Below are 22,216 nucleotides of genomic sequence, written 5' to 3' on the forward strand. Positions count from 1 at the left end.
ATATATGTCTCACTCAAAATGTGGTGCTGTTTTTTTAGTCTTACTATTTATGTGGTCTACATATAGCTCAGCTTTTGAGTTAGGGGTCGGTGTGCATTTAAGGAGCTATGAAGGTGATGGAAGTAAATACCTAAATTTAGTTGGTGGCACTGGTTTTAGCTCTATAAGAGAGGACTTTACTTGGGATCAGGTTGAAAGAGTGCCGGGGGAATACGCAATTAATGGGAAGATGGAAAGTGTTGATGAAGTTATAAATAAGTCTGCTAAGGAAAATGTAAATATACTTCTTGTGTTAGACTACGGTAATAAAAATATAACTAATAGAAACTATCCAACCTCTGACTATGAAATAAAAAAATTTGCTGACTATGCTCATTGGACTGCTTCACGCTATAAAGGGAAAGTTAAGTACTATGAAATTTGGAATGAGTGGTTGGTTGGAGCAGGGGTGCCAAAAAAATTTAAGAGGCCAGATGATAGCATATATCTAAAGCTGGTTAAGGAAACGTCAATGGCTATTAGGAAAGCTGATCCTGATGCTATTATCATAACGGGCTCGCTTAACCCTTTGGTTCATCGTGACAGAAAGTGGATGCTTGATTTAATTAAAAATGGATTACTTAATTATGTCGATGGTATATCATTGCATCCTTATTCTTATATGCTGGCAAATAAAAATCTCAATATTCCAAAAAATGCGATAATGAATATTTCATCATTTTCCGGACAAATAAAGACTATTGCTGGGAAAGATATACCTTTATATATAACTGAAATGGGATATCCTACATATTTTGGGAGAGGAGGGGTTAGCGAAGTAGATGCTGCGAATTGGGTCATTGAGTACTCAATATTAGCTAAGCAAACTGGCTATATAAAGGGGGTGTGGTGGTATGATCTAATAAACGATGGAACTAATGTTGATAACAAAGAGCATAACTTCGGATTTTATAAAAAAGACCTACAAGAGAAAGAATCAGCTCAACAAATTAAAGTCCTTGGGAGTATTATTAGGAACTATTCACCGTCGGAAAATAATGGGAAAAAACAAAGTACTGTAAAAAATAATCTGTTGGATAACACAAATAAAGATTGGAATGATTATATTTTGAGTGGTGATACCGGAGTGGTGCAGGTCAGTTGTCCCAGTGAAGGGGGAACTAAAAAAGATTTGCTATGTACTATAAAAAAGTAATTTAAATTTAAAGTAAAGAGGTTCATCTTGAAAGATTATGATTTGGGAATCGTAGCTGATTGGCTAGTAACTTATGCCGGTGCTGAACGAGTTATTAAGGAGTTTGTAGACTTATATCCAGATTCGACATTATATTCTGTAGTCGATTTTCTCTCTGATAATGATAGAAGCAATTTTCAGGGTAAGAAGGCGATAACCTCAATGATACAAAATTTCCCTTTATCTAAAAGTAAGTATCAGAACTATTTACCTTTTATGCCATTCGCTATTGAGCAGCTCGATGTTTCTAAGCATGATATAGTCTTATCAAGTAGTCATGCAGTAGCTAAGGGGGTTATTACTGGTCCTAATCAACTTCATATTAGTTATGTTCACTCCCCTATTCGATATGCTTGGGATCTCCAGCATCAGTATTTGAAAGAGTCAGGTTTAGATTCTGGTGTTAAAGGCTTTCTAGTTCGTTGGTTATTACATAAGATCAGAATATGGGATTGTCGGACTGCTAATGGTGTAGACCATTTTATTGCTAATTCTCATTTTATAGCCCGCAGGATAAAAAAAGTATATGGACGTCAAGCTGATGTTATTTACCCACCGGTTTCTGTAAGTAATTTTGACGTTTGTGACGTTAAAGAGGATTTTTACCTTACTGCTTCACGGATGGTGCCATACAAAAAAATAGATCTTATTGTAGAAGCCTTTAGCCGTATGCCAGATAAAAAGTTGATTGTTATCGGCGATGGTTCAGAAATGAAAAAGATAAAGTCAAAGGCCGCCAGTAATGTTGAAATATTAGGCTACCAGACAAATTCTGTTATGAAGGGTTATATGGAGAAGGCTAAGGCATTTGTTTTTGCTGCTGAAGAGGATTTTGGTATAACTCCTGTTGAAGCTCAGGCTTGTGGCACTCCTGTTATTGCTTATGGTAGGGGGGGGGCCTTGGAAACCGTAATCCCTATAGGTAATAGTAAACCCACCGGAGTTTTTTTCGAGAAACAAGATATAGCTTCATTAATACAAGCCGTGGAACGTTTTGAGTCAAACTCTGCTGTGTTTGAACCTGTTAATTGCAGAAGTAATGCCTTGAGATTTTCAGATGATAGATTTAGAAATGAAATTAGTGATTACATTAATGAAAAATGGCATCTTTACCAAAATGAAAGATAAGCCAATGATGATATGTTTCCTTATGCTTAATTAAGTTGATGTGTAATATTGCATTTTTACGACTCTATGGATGTCCCATTTGGAGTTATTAAATGACTCTAGATGATATAAAATTTTATTCCTGAATCTTATGTGGTGTTTAAAATCACTGTCATATTTTCATCGTTATAATTAATTATTAGCAAGTAAGGATGGTGGATGCAAAAAAATAATATAGATCAAATCCAATGGTTAAGAGGGATTGCCGCGATTTCAGTCGTGTTTACTCATTTAACTGCGAAAGCATTTTCCGTTGGTATGACTGAATTTTCATTCACTAGAGGAAGTATTGGTGTTGATATTTTTTTTATAATATCTGGTTTTATCATGATGTACGTTTGTGATAGAAAGGAGTATAACTTTGCGTCTTTTTTAAAAAATAGAGCGATAAGGATACTACCTCTTCATTATTTATTTCTTTGCCCTCTGGTTATTGTATATTTATTAAAGCCATCCATTATTAATAGTAATTCTATTGGGACATTTTTTTGGGAATCTTTTGCATTGATCCCAGTAAAAAAAGAAGGATATGAATATTTAAACCCGGTTGTATGGACGCTATGTTATGAGTTTTTATTCTACTCTATTTTTGCTTCATTCTTGTTTTTGAAGAATATATATTTTATTTCAATTGGTACTATCACTATGATAGTTACTTTTGTTACTTTTGGTACCTTTTACCAAGGTGAAAATGAGTTTATAGTTGGACTGACTGATAGTATATCCCTTGAGTTTTGTTTCGGTATATTATTGTACTTGCTGTTTAAAATAGATAAACTTTCGGTCAACCCAATTGTTTTCCTTTTTATTGCTATCGCAACATATTTTTTGTTATATAAATTTTCATTACCAAGATTTATCAAGGATGGAATTCCGTCGGTATTCCTATTTGTTTCTCTTGTTAATATTAATAATTTGAAAATTAAGTGGCTTGAGATTCTCGGGGATATCTCGTATGAGGTTTATCTTTGCCATATCATAGTCCTTTCTGGGACATATGTCCTATTGAGTAAAATTGGGTTGCATAATTTGACTGTTTATTATGTCATTGCTTTTTCTTCTATCGTCATCTTGGGGTTCTTGATGAAGAAGCTTTTCTCCGATAAAGTCAATGTTCTATTAAGAAAAATGACACATACAAAAATTAAAGTTAAGTCAATGTGATATTTTAATTGTGACGGGTGCTTTTTAGCACCCGGTAAATTCATTTTTTATCAAATTTTTCAATAACTTTAATTAAATTATTTGTCGATTCTTCCCATGAGAATCTCTTTGCGTTTTTATAACCTTTCAAAATCAATTCTTTTCGTAAGTCAATGTCATTTATGATTTTATCTATCGACAGACTTATATCTGCTATGTCATGTGGGTTGAAATAGAGTACACTTTCTGCCAATATTTCAGGCATTGATGTTGTATTTGATGATATGACAGGGCAGCCGCAAGATTGTGCCTCTAAAGGCGGTATTCCAAACCCTTCACAAAACGATGGAAAAATGAAAGCTATTGCATTTTGATAAAGTTTAACCAACTCCTCATCACTGACCCTCCCTAAAAACTCTATATTTTCTGTATCCCCCCCCATCCAAGAGCCTTGTTTCGAGAATGATTTTGCTGTTTGGCCAATTATTTTTATTTTTATACATTCACTTTTAGGTGATTTTTTTAATACTTCAAGGAATGCATTTATCATTCCATGATGGTTTTTATGATAATTATGAGAGGAGACTGCAAGTAAATATGTTTCGGGGTTTGATATACATTTTGGCTTGAAATTTTCACCAGCAGCGTTATATATTACTGATGTTTTATTATCTGGATAGTTATAAGTTTTTGTTATTTCTTTTTTTGAGAAATGACTTACAGTTAGTAGATGCTTAGATGTCTTAAGTATAAGTGGAATTATTATTTTGTAAAAAGCAAGGAATGACCTGGAGTAACTTTCTGGGTATTTTAAATAAGTTATATCATGATGTGTTACTATTTTATTTGTATAAAAAACTGGGCCCGTGCTGCCTAGATTTATAAGCAGAGGGAAGCCATGTTTTGCCAAGTATAATGGAAGCTCCAATTGTTCCCATAGATGCCCGTTCCGCCAGCCTATCTGTTTTGCATTTAGTTCTTTAGCTATTGACTCTCGGATAACACCTGGTGGACAAAGGAATATTATATCATCTATCTTTTTATTTAACTGTAAGGATATCATTTCTGCAAATCTTTGTACACCTGTCATCTCTTGTGTAAGAAATCGAGCGTTAACATATATCATAAAGATCTCACATTATATCTTGTAAATTTAGCGGCAGGGCCTTTGCTGTGACTTGTTATACTTTGTTGTTATTTTTATATAACGCACTTAGGTTCGGTTTTTGTCTTTATGATATTTCTTCATGTATTCTAACCCTGTATTTCTAAATCTAAATCTTCGATATGAAATATCAATATTGGTTATTTTTCTTGGTGGGGATTTTCAAACATGTGCTTTGCTTTGCATATTGATTAGCCTGTTATTTGTTTTTTTTTGATGGAAATTATTGCTTACATGGTCGACGCTCACATCCTTGATTCTTAGTTTAATAACGCATATATATCTATTATAGCGCTCTTTTACACTTTTCGCGCTTAGAAATTGATGCCTCATCTACTCTCTTTTATAGATGAATGGACTTAATGTCTTTGGTTTTTTTGTGTGTTTTTTCATGCTGTTTTTTGTTTTTTTTCGACATTTTTCTCTTTTGGGTTGACAGTTTTTTTTTTATGGACTTTTCTTACACAAGCATGCTTCGCATGTTTTTGTTATTGAATGAGAACAGTATCTCACCTTGCGTGATGTTTTCGTTTGATTTTTAACTATTTAGTTAAACGTTTATCCTAAGGATACGATTATGGCTTCTCTAGTATACCAGAAGGAAGTTGCCTCAATACTTTATGCCGTATTGGGCAACGAAACTTATACCGGTGTTGTTGCGTTTGATGATGCGGCTCTAAAAATAGGTAAAGGCCAGCTTACATTTCAATCATATATAGACAGTCTGCTTACATCCTCTGCTGGTCAAGCTCTTTATGGTAATCAATCTGAAGTCCAGATTTTGCAATCTATCTATGTAAAGGTTTACGGCTCTTCACCAGCAACCAACGATTTACAGGAAATACTGAACAATACTTCATTGAAAGATGCCATTTTTAATGCCATTGACTCTCTTCTTAATTATCAAGGGCTTGACTCCGGGACGTTACAAAATCAGTCAACTCTCGACTCGCATGTCGAGCCAATTATTTTTAAATCCTATGGCACGGCTGCATGGGACCAATGGTCATCAGCACTTGCGTCACAAGAACAAGTTGCATCAGTTTATCTCGCTGTTCCATATCGAGGTATCGATGCTTTGGGTTTGGACTCATGGACAAGTTATTTACTTCAGCCTGGTAAATCGTTTGACCTATTGATAAAAAACTTACTTGGTTCTGTTGAGTTCCAGAGAAAAGGCGCTCAATTAACAGGCGAGGATTTCATTAAGCATGTTTATTTTGGTGTCTATGGTGAGCAACCTACAGCGCAAGAAATAGCACTCTATAGTGGCTTGACTGATAAGATAGCGATTACATCGGCTATTATTAATAACTTGAGAAGTTCTACTGCTACAGATGCTGCTACCGTTACTCAGCAGCATGCATTCGAACACGACATCGGTACCAGCCTGCTGTACAAAACTGCAGCTTCATTAACGACCACAGCTGCCGGCGGTAATGCAACGGGTACTATTAATAACGGACTTTCACACCAGATCAGCAACGCAGAAACTGCGGTCCTGCAGAATGTGCTGTTGAACGCCAACGCCGCCAGCGTGGTTAACCTGAAGTTTGCCGACCATCTGGCGAACCTAACGATTAACGGCTCCAGCGCGGCTACGGTTAACCTGTCTGACAACGGTGTTAACCCGGGTGTCGATATTACCGTCAATAACGGCAACGTTATTCTGAATGCCAGCTCGGGTGCTGATGACGTTCTGGTTACTGCTGCAGCGAACGTCGGTCTTGCGGCTTCAACGGCCAAGTTTAATCTTGGCGATGGGAACGACAGCCTGAAATGGTTGGGCAACGCCGCCGTTGGCGGTGCCAACACGGTAAGTGCGAACATCCAAGCCAACGGCGGTAACGGTATTGATACCATTTCCGCTAACTTCATTACCAAAAACGTAGTGATGTCTGGTAACGCGATTACTCGCACTGCGACGATTACCAGCAATGCTTCGCAGTTCACCAATTTTGAGAAAATTGACCTGGCGGGCTACATTGGCAAAGCAACGGTAAGCAGCGGCTCAACGGCAGCAAACCACACATTTGACTTTGGCTTGTTAACCGGTCATGCAGTTTCTGAATCCAGCACTACCGGTTTGACCAACAACGTCGTTCAGGCTGCAACTTCCACTATTGGCTCACAAGGTTTTGTGTTGTCTGGCTTGGCTGAAGCAGTGAAAGTGATTAATGCTGCAGGCGGTAACTCCGCGCAGTTGGAAGTGACCGGTAATGCAACGGCGGCAAGCAGCGTGGAAATTACTTTCCTGCAAAATGCTACCGATCACTTTAACGTCACTTTCGATGCCGTTAGCTCAACCGATGTGAATGCCGGTTCTCTGGCACTGAACAGCAGCAGCAGCTTATTGTTGCCAACCGTGCTGAGCACGCTGAACATTGCGTCTGGCGGTACCGGTAACTTTGACAACATTTTGTCATTGACCGGAACTAACGCGCAGGTACAGAACATTGCCATCACTGGTGATCATGTCCTGGATCTGACTGTGGGCAGTGGTTTTACCAACGTGCGCGATATTAACGCAACGGCTAATACTGCCGGCCTCAATCTTGACTCCAGCCATGCCGGTACCGGTGATGGTATCATCGTTCAGTTGCTGAACATTCTGCCACTGAGTGTGATCACCACGGGGCTGTTGGCGCCAGTACTGACCAGCTTGGGCCTGAACGGTTATCAACTGACGGTAGAAGGGACCGGGGCTGCTGACAGTTTCAACGTACTGGGTAACACTACCTTGACCGGTGGCAATGGTGTGAACACCTATGATCTGAAGTCCAGTACTACTCAAGCCGGTGTCACCATTACCGACTTTGACAGTACCAAAGACAAGATTGTTGACGCGGCTTCTGCTTTGACCATCTCCGGCAATACCAGCGGTACCGCGGTGGCGGATTATGGCACCCGTGCTTCTGATACTCTGGATGCGCTGTTGGGTACTCTGGTTGGCGGGCTGACTAACGGTGTTATCGGTCTGTTGGGCGGTATCCTCGGTTTGGGCAGCAGCAACGCATTGACCGCGAAAGTGGGCGTCGCGTCTGTGGTATTCGGTGGATCGGGTGATAACGCCAGCTCCTATGTGATTATTGATAACAACAATAACCACACGTTGGATGCCAACGACAGCGTGGTTTACCTGACTGGGCAAAACCATCAGCAACTGTTGGATACTCTGCATTACGCGTGAGTGTAAACTCAGTAGAGAAATAGTTTCCATGGAAACTGTTGGTTGTTAAATAATACGGGGAGGTTAACCTCCCCATTTTTTATTTTGTGATCGGAGTCATTGTCTTTAACTTATTATTTCTCCCAATAATTCCCCTGTGTTTTTTATGCCTTTCATCCTTTTGTTTTCCCTGGTTTTGCTGGGGAGGAGCCTCAGAGTTTTTTTTGTATGCCGCCTTGCCGATATCCACTTTCTCTACCTATAGTTAAAAAAAAGTATCTGCAGTCTCGAGCATGTTTGAGGGGGCTTCTTTAGGATTTTCTTTGTCTTTATTTTTTTTAAGAATTTCCTTAGAAGAAATCAATGCGGATTGGACTGACAGTGCACATGATGTAAGGGCAGAAAGTGAATCAATTTATACCGCGTAATGAAATTGCGGATGTTATACGGACACGCAGTAAAATCTTCTGGACCGTTGGCATATTCACCGCATTTATAAATTTATTAATGTTAGTTCCCTCTGTCTATATGTTGCAGGTCTACGACAGGGTACTTCCTTCACGTAATGAAATCACTTTGCTGATGTTAACGCTGATTATGCTGGGAATGTTCGGCATGATGGCGCTACTTGAGTATGTCCGTAGCATGGTTGTTATCCGTATCGGCAGTCAGTTGGATATGCGATTGAACACCCGTGTTTACACTGCGGCCTATGAGTCCAACCTGAAAAATGGCTCTTCCGACGCAGGGCAGATGCTGGGTGATTTGACAACCGTTCGGCAGTTCTTAACCGGCAGCGCATTGTTTGCGTTCTTCGATGCGCCCTGGTTCCCGATTTACCTGCTGGTGATCTTCCTGTTTAACCCGTGGTTGGGATTGTTCGCCCTGGTTGGCTCACTGTTGCTGGTTGCGTTGGCGGTGGTCAACGAAATGGTTTCCAAGAAACCTTTGGGGGAAGCCAGCAAGCTATCGATCATGTCCAGCAGTTTGGCGAGTACAAATTTGCGTAATGCCGAAGTGATCGAGGCATTGGGCATGTTACCTAATCTAAAGCGTCGCTGGTTCGGTTTGCATCAGAGATTTCTGAATAGCCAACGTGTCGCCAGCGAGCGTGCCACTACCGTTACCTCCATAACCAAATTTGTTCGTCTTTCGTTGCAATCCTTGGTGCTGGGACTGGGCGGCTGGTTGGCGATTGATGGTCATATCACCCCCGGCATGATGATTGCGGGTTCTATCCTGATGGGACGTACGCTGGCACCTATCGAACAGGTGATCAACGTTTGGAAGAGCTGGAGCTCTGCCAAACTCTCTTATCAACGTCTGGTGAAATTACTGGATAAACATCCGCCACGCGGTATGGGCATGTCCTTGCCGCGGCCGGAAGGGGTCATCTCTGTTGAAGGTGTCACTGCTACGCCTCCGGGTTCCAAGGGCGATGCGGTATTGCATAATGTCAGCTTCGCTATCCAACCGGGTGACGTACTGGGGATTATCGGGCCAAGCGCCTCCGGCAAATCCACGTTGGCGCGTTTATTGGTAGGTATCTGGCCGGTCAGCGAAGGTATTGTGCGGCTTGATAACGCCGACATTTACCAATGGAACAAAGACGAACTGGGACCCTACATCGGCTATCTGCCGCAGGATATCGAACTGTTTGCCGGCAGCATTGCCGAGAACATCGCTCGTTTTAACGACATCGATTCTGAGAAAGTGATTGAAGCCGCCAAGTTGGCCGGAGTCCATGAGCTGATCCTGCGTTTCCCTAACGGTTATGACTCAATCATTGGCAACGGCGGGGCGGGATTATCCGGCGGACAGAAGCAGCGTATTGGCCTGGCTCGTGCGCTGTATGGCGATCCTTCCCTGATCGTATTGGATGAACCCAACTCCAATCTGGATGATGCCGGTGAAAAAGCGCTGAATCAGGCGATTCTGTTCCTCAAGCAGCGTAATAAAACGGTGATCCTGATTACCCATCGAACCAACCTGTTGTCGATGACTACCAAGTTGCTGCTGTTAGTGAACGGCACCGTCAATGCGTTTGGCCCAACTCAGCAGGTGCTGCAAGCGTTGGCCAATGCGCAGAAGGCGCAAACTCCACAGCAGGCGGTGCGTGCAGTCAACTCCGAGCCGGACGAAGGCAATATCCCAAAAACTCAAATTAATTAAGCTGTGTACTTGCCGGGCGGCGCCAAAATGCCGCCGGCAGTCAAAGGAGTTGGTATGTCTACGCACATTGGCGAGCCGCAAGACTCGTATTCAGAACAGATCCCACAGGATGAACGGCGTTTCACCCGCATGGGGTGGTTAGTGGTTGGGATTGGCCTGTTTGGCTTCTTCGCCTGGGCTGCGTTTGCGCCTTTGGATAAAGGGGTCGCGTCGCCCGGTTCGGTGACCGTTTCCGGCAACCGTAAAACCGTACAGGCCCCGGCCAGTGGCATCATCAAAAGTATCACGGTAAAAGAAGGCGACAAGGTTAAAGCGGGCGAGGTGCTGGTGCAGTTGAGCCAGGTTCAGGCTCAGGCGCAGGTTGACTCGCTTCGCGACCAATATTACACCACGCTCGCCAGCGAAGGCCGTTTGCTGGCTGAGCGTGATGGCTTAAGCAAAGTCACTTTTTCTCCTGTTTTTGAAACCATCCAGGCTCAGCCGCGGGTCGCTGAGATCATCGCGTTGCAAACGCAGTTATTCTCTTCACGTCGCCAGGGATTACAAAGCGAAGTTGACGGTTATAAACAGTCAATGGACGGCATGCGTTTCCAACTGAAGGGTTTACAGGACTCAAGGGTCAACAAGCAAATCCAGCTTTCCAGCCTGCGCGAACAGATGAACAGCATGAAGCAACTGGCGGCGGACGGTTATTTACCGCGTAACCGCTATCTGGAAGTACAGCGTCAGTTTGCGGAAGTGAACAGCAGTATCGATGAAACCGTTGGGCGTATTGGCCAGGTACAAAAACAGTTGCAGGAGTCTCAGCAGCGGATCGACCAACGCTTTGCCGACTATCAACGCGAAGTCAGAACCCAACTGGCGCAAACGCAGATGGATGCCAGCGAGTTCAGAAACAAGCTGGAAATGGCGAATTTTGACCTCGGCAATACCGCTATCACCTCGCCGGTGGATGGTACTGTCGTTGGGTTGAATATCTTTACTCAGGGGGGCGTCGTGGGAGCGGGTGACCACCTGATGGACGTTGTACCCAGTCAGGCGACATTGGTGGTGGATTCGCGCCTCAAGGTAGAGCTGATTGATAAAGTGTACAACGGGTTGCCGGTGGATTTGATGTTTACCGCCTTCAACCAAAACAAGACCCCGAAAATACCGGGGACGGTGACGTTGGTTTCTGCCGACCGCCTGGTCGACAAGACCAATGGCGAACCCTACTACCAAATGCAGGTCACGGTTTCGCCTGAGGGCATGAAATTGCTCAGTGGCGAAGACATCAAACCGGGGATGCCTGTTGAGGTGTTTGTGAAGACTGGCTCGCGCTCACTGTTGAGTTATCTGTTTAAACCTATTTTGGATCGCGCTCATACTTCATTAACCGAGGAATAATTTTGATTCAATTTAAACGACAGGTTGCTGGCCTTGCTATCAGTACCCTCTTGTTTGCGATAGCTGCGCCGGTTCATTCGATAGGGATTATAGACGCATATTCGCTGGCACTTGAAAAAGATCCGACCTTTAGGGCGGCTATAAAAGAGAAAGAGGCGGGAGACGAAAACGAAAACATCGGCAGGGCGGGGCTGCTGCCGAAGGTATCGCTTAATTACCAGAACTCACCGAGAAACTGGCAAACGCAAAAATATCCGCAAAGCGATTTCTTTGGCAACGTCACTGAAGCTACCAAGCGGCAGCAGTATCGCAGCTATTCCAGCTCGGTAACGCTAACACAACCGCTGTTCGATTATGAGGCTTATGCGCGTTACAAGGCTGGTGTGGCGCAGACGCTGATGTCTGATGAGCGCTACCGTAGCAAGTTTCTCGATTTGGCGGTCCGGGTGATCTCCGCCTATGTGGAAGTGGCTTACTCCAAAGACCAGATTGCCTTAGCTTCTGCGCAAAAGGCGGCTTATAAAGAACAGCTGTCGCTGAACGATCGTTTAATGAGTGCAGGTGAAGGCACTATTACCGATGTTTCTGAGACGCAGGCGCGCTACAGCCTGGCAGAGGCCCAGGAAATTGAGGCGCGTGATGCACTGGACGCGGCTCAGCGCGAGTTGGAAGTCATTATTGGCATGCCACTCAATCAGCTGGATGACGTACAGCTGCTACGCCCTGGCAAGTTCCAGGTGGCACCGTTGATCCCTTCCAAATTTGAAGAGTGGCAAAAAATTGCCCTCGAGAATAATCCGATGTTGGCGGCTTCTCGCCACGGGGTTGATGCGGCGAAATATGAAGTTGAGAGAAATCGTGCCGGTTTTATGCCGCAGGTGCAGCTCTATGCCTCGCATTCTGAGAATGATTCCAGCAGTGATAACACGGTTAACCAAAAATATCGCACTGACAGTATTGGTGTGCAGGTGAGTATGCCGATCTACGCCGGTGGCGGCGTTTCGGCATCGACTCGCCAGGCTGCATCACGATATGGGCAGGCGATGTATGAAATGGATGCGCAGGTGGGCACCACGCTCAACGATCTGCGCAAGCAGTATAACCTTTGTATCAGCAGCCGTGCCAAGCTGGCGGCCTATGAGCTGGCAGTTAAATCGGCGACTACACAGGTGACGGCAACCCGGCAAAGCGTGCTGGCGGGGCAACGCGTCAACGTCGATGTGCTGAATGCAGAACAACAGCTCTATAGCGCCCAGCGCGATCTGGCTTCAGCCAAGTACACCTACATAAAATCCTGGATCACGTTGTTGAGTGATTCGGGAACGCTGGATGAAAGTGATGTCAAGCGTGTGGCGCAGTATTTCTCACATAGCCGTTAGCCCTACTCTGGCTATTTATTTACCATGAGTATTAATCTGAAAGAGCAGTGTCAAGCTGCTCTTTTTTGCATGAATACGTTATGTTAGCGGTCACTAGTTGCTTCCGTCGTCACCCTGCGTTGTTCATTTTTCGTTGATTGTACTCGTATGCTTCGTTTGAGCGCTTGCTAGCTCTGATGTCATGCAGTTTTTAACATAACAAGCGTAAATGTTTGTGTGCAGATGAATGGATTTTATAATGACGGGATAGGCTGATGATAAGCGACGTTCTCGATTATGAGAAAGACAACTGAGTAAAGGGTTTATAATGTCAAAACTTATACCTGTGGTTATGGCCGGTGGGACTGGCAGCCGGTTATGGCCACTTTCGCGTGAGTCATTCCCCAAGCAATTTTTATCTATCGACGATAGCGGATTTAGCTTGTTGCAACAGACACTGCAACGTTTGTCAGGACTGGAGGGTGTGCACGTTGCGGCACCTTTGGTTATCTGCAATGAAAATCATCGTTTTTTGGTTGCGGAACAACTGCGAGAAATTGATCAACTGGCGACCAACATTATTTTAGAGCCTGTAGGGCGTAACACGGCGCCTGCCGTTGCCTTAGCTGCACATCTGGCAGCAGAGGAAGACGATGACAGCATATTGTTGGTGTTGGCAGCAGATCATTTGATTAAAAAGGTGGATAACTTCCACGCGGCAATAAAAACGGCTATTCAGCATGCCACTGAAAATCACTTGGTGACTTTCGGTATTATTCCTGGGCATCCAGAAACGGGTTATGGCTATATCAAGCGTGGCAGTGCGCTTTCTGGTGAATGCTTTAAAGTCGATGCCTTTGTAGAGAAGCCGTGTCTGGAAAAAGCCGTTGAATATTTAGCCAGCGGCGAGTTCAGCTGGAACAGTGGCATGTTCATGTTCAAAACGGCCAAGTTCTTACAAGAGTTGGAACAGTTCAGCCCTGAGATTTTCAGTACAACACAACAATCTGTGGTCGATAGCCAGCGTGACATGAACTTTATCCGTGTTGATCAGGAAATTTTTAAGCACTGCCCAAGTGACTCCATCGATTATGCGGTGATGGAAAAGACACGAGATGCAGTGGTAATTCCTATTGATGCTGGATGGAGCGATGTAGGCTCATGGTCATCATTGTGGGACGTTTCCGAAAAAGATAGCCAGGGCAACGTTAACGTTGGTGAAATTATTTCGATCGACTCAAACAATAACTATATCTCATCTGATGCTGCGCTGGTTGCCACCATCGGATTGGATGACCTGATAGTGATCAACACCAATGATGCGTTGTTGATTTCGACTAAGGATAGAGTTCAAGACGTTAAGAAAGTGGTTGATGAGCTAAAAAAACGCAATCTTCATCACTTCCGCCAGCACTCCTCTTCTTATCGCCCCTGGGGCAAGATCTGTGATATCGACAGCGGTGAGCACTTCCAGGTAAAAAAAATCATTGTTCGTCCAGGCGAAGGGCTGTCTGTGCAACGCCATCTTCATCGTGCAGAACACTGGGTGGTCGTCAGCGGCACGGCCAAAGTGAATCTGGGTGATAAAGAGTTCTTCTTATCAGAAAATCAATCGACCTTCATACCAGCAGGATGTGTGCATACGCTGGAAAACCCGGGCAAAATCGACCTTGAAATCATTGAGGTTAGATCGGGTTTTTACCTGGGAGAAGATGATATTGAGCGTTTACACGATCGGTACGGCAGAGTTTAATAAAGGGTTTGATGATGGAAAAGTTAGCATGTTTTAAAGCTTATGATGTACGCGGTAAATTGGGTGAAGAACTGAACGATGATATTGCCTATCGTATCGGTCGCGCTTATGGCGAGTTCCTAAAACCAAAAACTATTGTGCTGGGCAGTGACGTGCGTCTGACCAGTGAAAGTTTGAAACTGTCCCTGGCAAAAGGGTTGCAGGATGCCGGTACCGACGTTATCGATATTGGCATGACAGGGACTGAAGAAGTCTACTTTGCTACTTCCCATCTTAAAGCCGATGGTGGCGTTGAAGTGACGGCCAGCCATAACCCGATCGACTATAACGGAATGAAATTGGTCCGCGAAGGCTCGCGCCCTATCAGTGGCGATACCGGTCTGCGAGCTATACAAGAGTTAGCGGAAAACAACCAATTCCCGGCCCCTTCTGCAGTGCGTGGCAGCTATATTCGTCAGGACGTACTTGGCGCATATGTAGAACACATACTTTCTTACGTTGACGTAAAAAACTTCAAACCGTTAAAACTGGTGATCAACTCAGGTAATGGCGCAGCCGGTCATGTGATCGATGCCATCGAAGCATCCCTTAAGGCGTTGAACATTCCGTTGGAGTTTATCAAGGTTCATCATCAGCCGGACGGCACATTCCCCAATGGTATTCCCAATCCACTATTGCCTGAGTGTCGTGCAGATACCGCCAATGCGGTGCGTGAATACGGTGCGGATATGGGGATCGCTTTCGATGGTGATTTTGATCGTTGCTTCCTGTTTGACGAAAAAGGCGACTTTATTGAGGGATATTATATCGTTGGCCTGCTTGCAGAAGCTTTCCTGCAAAAACAACCAGGTGCAAAAATCATTCATGATCCGCGCCTGAGCTGGAACACGATTGATGTGGTGAGCAAGGCTGGTGGTGTGCCGGTCATGTCAAAAACAGGTCATGCCTTTATTAAAGAGCGCATGCGCTCGGAAGACGCTATCTACGGTGGCGAGATGAGTGCGCATCACTACTTCCGCGATTTTGCCTATTGCGATAGCGGCATGATCCCATGGTTGCTGGTGGCTGAATTGGTCAGTGTGAAAGGCCAAACGTTGGGGCAACTGGTGCAGGATCGTATTGCTGCTTACCCGTCTTCCGGCGAAATCAACATCAAGTTGGCCCAACCAGCGGTGTCAATTGAGAGCGTCAAGCAACATTATTTGGCGCAGGCTGGTGAAGTAGATTATACCGATGGTATCAGCATGGAGTTTGCCGACTGGCGTTTCAACCTGCGTTCATCCAATACGGAACCTGTGGTTCGCCTTAATGTAGAGTCGAGAAAAAATAATGTCTTGATGAAAGAAAAGGTTAAGGAATTACTTGATCTATTAAATGAATAATATAAATAGTGTGCTTTTCTTTTCGATTTTAAATAAATAGGTTGAGCACGCTTTTTTAACAAGAGTGGTTTTATTATGAAAATACAACATCAGCGAGCGCACTCCAATGCAAATGCATCTATTATTTCTATGGTGCAGCGTTTTTCTGATATTTTTATTATTTTCTTTGGCGGTTATGTTGCAAGTGTAATAAATGACTATGGCTTTAATTATGAACATGTGTTAGTTACACTAATAGCTTTAGTCGTATTCCAAATGATTGGCGGTATAACTGATTTTTATCGTTCTTGGCGCGGAGGGAAATTTTCGACAGAGTTGAGGCTGATTCTAAAAAATTGGACGTTAAGCTTGATTGTTACTTCAGGGATAACTTCATTTATGCCTAACTCTAACTTTACATTTGAAGTGTTTATCTGTTGGTATTTTTCTGTTTGTCTTGGGTTTATGCTCTGCCGCTCCGCGATCCGTTTTCTTGCAGGGTTGGTGCGCAACTTTGGATATAACACACGCAGAGTTGCTGTTGCTGGTTCTATGCCTATAGGCATCAAATTACTAAGAAGCTTTAAGGATGATCCATGGCTAGGATTCGTTGTTGAAGGGGTTTATGATGATACCAAGAATTTTAATGATAATGAGATAAAGTATTCTGGTAATTTAGATAAATTGGTTGCAGATGCTCGTGAAGGGCGGATTGACTATGTCTATATTGCAATGAATATGAGTGAAGAGAGTAAGTTTAAAAAAATACTCGGCCAATTAACAGATACAACTTGCTCTGTCATGTTTATCCCGGATGTTTTTACATTTAATATTTTACAATCAAGAACAGAGGAAGTTAATGGGGTTCCGGTTGTCCCATTGTTTGATACGCCACTAAATGGGATTAATAAAGTATTTAAAAGGCTTGAAGATATTTTACTGTCTTTCTTTATACTTGTTTTTATTTCGCCAGTTTTATTATTGATTTCAGCTGCTGTCAAACTGACTTCTGCGGGCCCAGTTATTTTTAGGCAGACTCGTTATGGCATGGACGGAAAACCTATAAGGGTGTGGAAATTTCGCTCTATGACTGTCATGGAAAATGATAATATTGTTACTCAGGCCAAGAAAGGAGATGCTCGGGTAACTAAAGTCGGTGCCTTTTTACGACGGACTTCTCTGGATGAATTACCACAGTTCTTCAATGTATTGCTTGGTGGAATGTCTATTGTCGGACCTAGACCACATGCAGTAGCTCATAATGAGCAATATAGAAGTCTTATTGAAGGCTACATGCTTAGACATAAGGTCAAGCCCGGAATAACTGGGTGGGCACAGATTAATGGTTGGCGGGGCGAAACAGATACTTTGGATAAAATGCAAAAACGTGTTGAATATGATCTCGAGTATATTAGAGATTGGAGTATATGGCTTGATGTGAAAATAATATTCTTAACTGTTTTTAAAGGTTTCGTACATAAGGCTGCATACTGATAAATATTTTTTAAGTGTTGGTGGCCACGTAAGTGGTCACCATTTCTTAGTCTGTAAATATATTTTGGTCCTGATTTATATTAATTGTCGGTCATTTATGTATTTTTTCTTGTAAAAATGGCAAGGAAATATTTTAATTCTGGAGTGGTAGATATTTTTCTAGAGCGATTAATCCTCGGTTGATTAAATATATTTTTTAAAAGTGTGTTTGAGTGATGTGTATCATATACCGTTTTATAAAATCATAACTAATAGTGATAATTTAAGATTAATTCTGATGTTTATCAAAGTAGAACCAGTTAAGATGAGTCTTCATTCTAAAGCCAACACTTTAGTGCATAAAAGGAGCTGTTATGGCCATTTTAGTCACCGGCGGTGCCGGATATATTGGATCTCACACCGTCTTGACTTTACTGGAGCGTGGTGAAGATGTCGTTGTGCTGGATAACCTGTCGAACTCGTCAGAAGAATCATTGCATCGCGTCGAACAGTTGGTGGGTAAAGCAGCCACTTTCTATCAAGGTGACATCTTGGATGGCGAATTCCTGAAGCGTATTTTCGATGCTCATGCGATAGATTCGGTTATCCATTTTGCTGGTCTGAAAGCTGTGGGTGAGTCAACCCGCAAGCCACTTGAGTACTATCAAAACAATGTTGCCGGGACGCTGGTATTGTTGGAAGAAATGCGTCGTGCTGGGGTGCATCAATTTATCTTCAGCTCTTCAGCGACGGTATATGGTGCCAACTCTCCGGTTCCTTATGTAGAAACCACGCCGATCGGCGGTACCACGAGTCCTTACGGCACGTCAAAGTTGATGGTGGAGCAGGTTTTACAGGATTTTGCCAAGGCTGAGCCTCAGTTTTCCATTATCGCCTTGCGTTACTTCAATCCGGTAGGTGCGCATGAGTCAGGTTTGATCGGTGAAGATCCAAATGGTATCCCGAACAATTTGTTACCCTATATCTCTCAGGTAGCAATTGGCAAACTGGATCAGTTGGGCATTTTTGGCGGTGACTATCCAACCAAGGACGGTACCGGTGAGCGTGATTACATTCACGTGATGGATCTGGCCGAAGGGCACTTGATGGCGATGGATCACCTGAAGAAAATAGAGGGCTTCAAAGCATACAATCTGGGAGCTGGGGTAGGGCACTCAGTCTTGGCAATGGTGCAAGCCTTCGAAAAAGCATCAAGTGTAAAAATACCTTATCAAATTTTGCCGCGACGCGACGGTGATCTGCCAGCTTTCTGGGCTGATGCCAATCTGGCTTATCGGGAACTGGGTTGGAAAGTGAGACGCGGCATCGATGACATGATGCGTGATACCTGGAATTGGCAAAAGAATAATCCGCAAGGATATCGTAGCTAGCTCTTTTCTCATTAAACCTATCCCCCTCTTTCATGATCACGTTCTGCATGCTGCAGACCGTGATCATCGATCTAAGATAGATCCTGATTTGTGCACCCACCCCAATTATAAGAAAACTAACCATTTGATAGCTATGCTACTTCTTGACATGAATTTTATTCTGTCGGTTTAATGAGCGTTCATTTTAAGATAAGGCTGAAAGAAAGGATAATCTACAGGTGTTTTGATAGGTAAGGTGGTAGTATACGCAGCAAAAATATTGCGCTGTTATCTTATGTCTAATGTTACCTATCAGGATGACAACGGTATGACATATTGTGCCAAGTTGGCGGATGTTCCGCTGACAGTAAGTGATAGAGCATATAAAACTTACTTAAAGATCAGTCGATTGGTAGCTGTTGAGCCAAGGGCGGTAGCGTGGTTTTTTACAAGTACCGAAGAACTCACCGCCCCTGATTGACGGGATGAACTGTGCTCATTTACAGGTGTTGAAGTGGTAGCATTTGTGATGAGTAATGCGCCCTCGGCTCACACAGTGATATGTAAGGTGTAGTAAGTGCAGTAGCTTAACGCAATGTATTTACTTAACTAATTTAATTTATGGTGCTATAAAGCTAGCGTTATAAGGAAAAAAAATGTTACTCCCGGTAATTATGGCAGGTGGTACAGGTAGCCGTCTTTGGCCGATGTCCCGCGAACTTCACCCTAAACAGTTCTTGCGTCTGCATAGCCTGCACTCGATGCTGCAGGAAACGTTAAAACGTCTTGATGGGATAGAGGTGAGTGAACCTGTCGTAATCTGTAACGAAGACCACCGCTTTATGGTAGCTGAACAACTGCGTCAAATAGACATGTTGTCTCATAACATCATTTTGGAGCCGATTGGGCGCAATACGGCACCGGCTATCGCTCTGGCTGCTTTGAATGCCGTCGCTCAGGGGCATGACCCCATCATGCTGGTGTTGGCAGCAGACCATATCATAAAAGACGTCACAACCTTCCATAACGCGATTGAAGCGGCAATGCCTTATGCTGCTGATCAAAGTCTCGTTACCTTTGGTATTGTGCCAACCGGGCCGGAAACCGGCTATGGCTATATCCAACGTGGCGAAAGCACGGGGGAAAATGCGGAAGCGTCCAGTGTAAAACGTTTTGTTGAAAAACCAGATCTTGCGACAGCGCAGACTTATGTCGATTCAGGTGAATACTTCTGGAATAGCGGCATGTTTATGTTCCGCGCCAAACGGTATTTGGAAGAGTTGGAGCGGTTCCGCCCCGATATTCTGGATGCATGCCGTCGCTCTCTGGCGGATACTGAGTGCGATAAGAACTTTATCAACGTTAATTATGATGCATTCTCTAGTTGCCCAGACGAATCAGTTGATTATGCGGTCATGGAGAAAACTCATGATGCCGTTATGATCCCGCTAGATGCAGGTTGGAGTGATGTAGGGTCATGGTCGGCATTGTGGGAAGTCAGTCAGAAGGACGAAGCAGGTAATGCGCTGACGGGGGATACGTTCCTTCACAATACCCATGATTGCTATATCAATACTGACGAAAAGTTAGTTGCTGCTATTGGCGTAGATAACCTAGTGATTGTTAATACTAAAGATGCTGTGTTGGTTGTTGATAAATCCAAGGTGCAGGACGTCAAAAAAGTCGTAGAGCACCTCAAAAAGTGTAAGCGCAGCGAATACAGAAGACATCGAGAAGTGTATCGCCCATGGGGCATCTGCGATCTTCTGGTGGATGAAAAACGTTTTAATGTGAATCGAATCACCGTGAATCCTGGCGAAGCGTTCTCTTTGCAGATGCATCATCATCGTACTGAACATTGGGTGGTGCTTGCGGGCACGGCAAGAGTAACAACCGAAGATAAAACCTTTTTGCTGACAGAAAATCAGTCCACGTTTATTCCTATTGGTGTTATTCACCGTTTAGAAAATCCAGGGAATATTCCGTTGGAACTGATCGAAATTCAATCAGGCTCTTATTTAGGGGATGATGACATTATCCGTATTAAAGATCATTACGGTCGTTGCTAATTCTTGAGGTTTTAATGAGTACCTTAACTTGTTTTAAAGCATATGATATTCGTGGGCAGCTTGGTGAAGAGCTGAATGAAGACATTGCCTACCGTATTGGTCGCGCTTATGGCGAATACCTGAAACCGCAGCGTGTGATTGTGGGTGGGGATATACGTCTGACGAGCGAGGCGCTCAAGCTGGCTTTGGCTAACGGGCTTCAGGATGCCGGTGCCGATGTGTACGATATTGGCATGAGTGGAACAGAAGAAGTGTATTTCGCCACTTTCCATCTGGGTATGGATGGTGGCATTGAGGTTACGGCTAGCCATAACCCAATGAATTACAATGGAATGAAGCTAGTTAAAGCTAATGCCCAACCGATTAGCGGTGATACGGGCCTATTGACTATTAAGCAACTGGCGGAAGATAACAACTTCGCTCCGGTTGATGAAAACCAGCGCGGCAGCTACCAGACTCTTTCTATTCTGGATGAGTATGTGGACCATTTGCTGAGTTATATTGATGCGGCTGAGTTGAAGCCTATGAAACTGGTCATCAACTCCGGTAATGGTGCGGCTGGCCACGTTATCGATGAGATCGAGCGTCGATTCAAGCGTGATAATATCCCGGTATCTTTCGTCAAGGTTCATCACCAACCTGATGGCCATTTCCCTAATGGCATTCCTAACCCGCTATTGTCAGAATGCCGTGCTGACACAGCTAAAGCGGTGGTTGATCATCGGGCAGATATGGGCATCGCTTTCGACGGCGACTTTGACCGTTGCTTCCTGTTTGATGAAAAAGCAACCTTTATTGAGGGCTACTATATCGTTGGTCTACTTGCTGAAGCTTTCCTTCAGACTAACCCTGGCGCCAAGATCATTCACGATCCTCGTCTGTCCTGGAACACGATTGATATTGTCAATCAGGCTGGCGGTGTACCGGTTATGTCGAAAACCGGGCATGCCTTTATCAAAGAACGCATGCGTAAAGAAGACGCCATCTACGGTGGAGAGATGAGCGCACATCATTACTTCCGCGATTTCGCTTATTGCGACAGCGGCATGATCCCATGGCTTCTGGTTGCGAGTCTGCTTTCAGCCAAAGGCAAAGCGCTGAGTCAATTGGTGAAGGATCGCATGTGTGCCTATCCGGCATCTGGCGAGATTAACCGCAAGCTGCTTGATGCCAAGGCTGCCATTGAGTGCGTCTTGAACGTCTATAAAAATGATGCTTTGGTTTTCGATATGACTGACGGTATTAGTCTTGAGTTTGATGAGTGGCGTTTTAATTTGCGTACATCAAATACCGAACCTGTCGTGCGTTTGAACGTTGAATCAAAGGGTAATGTAGAACTGATGCAGAAGAAAACTAAAGAGATTCTGGCACTCTTAGGCGGAGAATAACAATGAAA

The 22,216-nt window shown here is 43.8% G+C and carries 14 protein-coding genes; 13 read left to right on the forward strand and 1 reads right to left on the reverse strand.

The window, feature by feature from the left end; all coding sequences use genetic code 11:
- Window positions 1-4: 4 nt before the first annotated feature.
- The 3 genes from OCH02_RS10230 (at window position 5) to OCH02_RS10240 (ending at window position 3,565) form a co-directional block, all read left to right on the forward strand.
- The gene (locus tag OCH02_RS10230; RefSeq protein ID WP_261431130.1) at window positions 5-1,195 is read left to right on the forward strand and encodes a glycoside hydrolase family 5 protein; all 1,191 of its coding nucleotides are present in this window, start codon (window positions 5-7) and stop codon (window positions 1,193-1,195) included.
- Between the two features lie 24 nt (window positions 1,196-1,219).
- Entirely contained in the window at window positions 1,220-2,362 is a 1,143-nt protein-coding gene (locus tag OCH02_RS10235) for a glycosyltransferase family 4 protein (protein ID WP_261431354.1), read from the forward strand.
- Between the two features lie 198 nt (window positions 2,363-2,560).
- On the forward strand, window positions 2,561-3,565 hold the full coding sequence (locus OCH02_RS10240) for an acyltransferase family protein (protein WP_261431131.1): 1,005 nt from the start codon (window positions 2,561-2,563) through the stop codon (window positions 3,563-3,565).
- 40 nt (window positions 3,566-3,605) lie between these two features.
- On the opposite strand, the gene OCH02_RS10245 is transcribed toward OCH02_RS10240, so the two are convergent.
- Window positions 3,606-4,634, reverse strand: coding sequence for a glycosyltransferase family 1 protein (locus tag OCH02_RS10245; RefSeq protein WP_315899182.1), 1,029 nt, complete (start codon window positions 4,632-4,634; stop codon window positions 3,606-3,608).
- A gap of 652 nt (window positions 4,635-5,286) precedes the next feature.
- Here OCH02_RS10245 and OCH02_RS10250 point away from each other — a divergent pair.
- The 10 genes from OCH02_RS10250 to cpsG (OCH02_RS10295) all read left to right on the forward strand — a co-directional run bounded on the left by OCH02_RS10250 (window position 5,287) and on the right by cpsG (OCH02_RS10295) (window position 22,208).
- Entirely contained in the window at window positions 5,287-7,899 is a 2,613-nt protein-coding gene (locus OCH02_RS10250) for a beta strand repeat-containing protein (protein ID WP_261431133.1), read from the forward strand.
- A gap of 384 nt (window positions 7,900-8,283) precedes the next feature.
- Window positions 8,284-10,050: a type I secretion system permease/ATPase gene (locus OCH02_RS10255; protein ID WP_026142282.1), complete on the forward strand. Its 1,767-nt coding sequence runs from the start codon at window positions 8,284-8,286 to the stop codon at window positions 10,048-10,050.
- A gap of 54 nt (window positions 10,051-10,104) precedes the next feature.
- Entirely contained in the window at window positions 10,105-11,436 is a 1,332-nt protein-coding gene (locus tag OCH02_RS10260) for an HlyD family type I secretion periplasmic adaptor subunit (RefSeq protein ID WP_261431134.1), read from the forward strand.
- Between the two features lie 2 nt (window positions 11,437-11,438).
- Window positions 11,439-12,815, forward strand: a complete 1,377-nt coding sequence (locus tag OCH02_RS10265) for a TolC family outer membrane protein (protein ID WP_261431135.1) — start codon at window positions 11,439-11,441, stop codon at window positions 12,813-12,815.
- A 307-nt stretch (window positions 12,816-13,122) separates the two neighbouring features.
- Window positions 13,123-14,547, forward strand: a complete 1,425-nt coding sequence (locus tag OCH02_RS10270; RefSeq protein ID WP_261431137.1) for a mannose-1-phosphate guanylyltransferase/mannose-6-phosphate isomerase — start codon at window positions 13,123-13,125, stop codon at window positions 14,545-14,547.
- Window positions 14,548-14,561: 14 nt separating this feature from the next.
- Window positions 14,562-15,929, forward strand: a complete 1,368-nt coding sequence (gene cpsG, locus OCH02_RS10275; RefSeq protein ID WP_261431139.1) for a phosphomannomutase CpsG — start codon at window positions 14,562-14,564, stop codon at window positions 15,927-15,929.
- 75 nt (window positions 15,930-16,004) lie between these two features.
- Window positions 16,005-17,402, forward strand: a complete 1,398-nt coding sequence (wcaJ, locus tag OCH02_RS10280) for an undecaprenyl-phosphate glucose phosphotransferase (protein ID WP_261431140.1) — start codon at window positions 16,005-16,007, stop codon at window positions 17,400-17,402.
- 353 nt (window positions 17,403-17,755) lie between these two features.
- Window positions 17,756-18,772 (forward strand): UDP-glucose 4-epimerase GalE, encoded by a 1,017-nt coding sequence (gene galE / locus OCH02_RS10285; protein ID WP_261431142.1) that lies wholly within the window; start codon window positions 17,756-17,758, stop codon window positions 18,770-18,772.
- 635 nt (window positions 18,773-19,407) lie between these two features.
- The gene (locus tag OCH02_RS10290) at window positions 19,408-20,820 is read left to right on the forward strand and encodes a mannose-1-phosphate guanylyltransferase/mannose-6-phosphate isomerase (protein WP_261431143.1); all 1,413 of its coding nucleotides are present in this window, start codon (window positions 19,408-19,410) and stop codon (window positions 20,818-20,820) included.
- A 14-nt stretch (window positions 20,821-20,834) separates the two neighbouring features.
- Window positions 20,835-22,208 (forward strand): phosphomannomutase CpsG, encoded by a 1,374-nt coding sequence (gene cpsG, locus OCH02_RS10295; protein WP_261431144.1) that lies wholly within the window; start codon window positions 20,835-20,837, stop codon window positions 22,206-22,208.
- The last annotated feature ends 8 nt before the right edge of the window (window positions 22,209-22,216 follow it).

This window comes from Serratia quinivorans (assembly GCF_946227985.1).
Classification (GTDB): Bacteria; Pseudomonadota; Gammaproteobacteria; order Enterobacterales; family Enterobacteriaceae; genus Serratia; species Serratia quinivorans_A.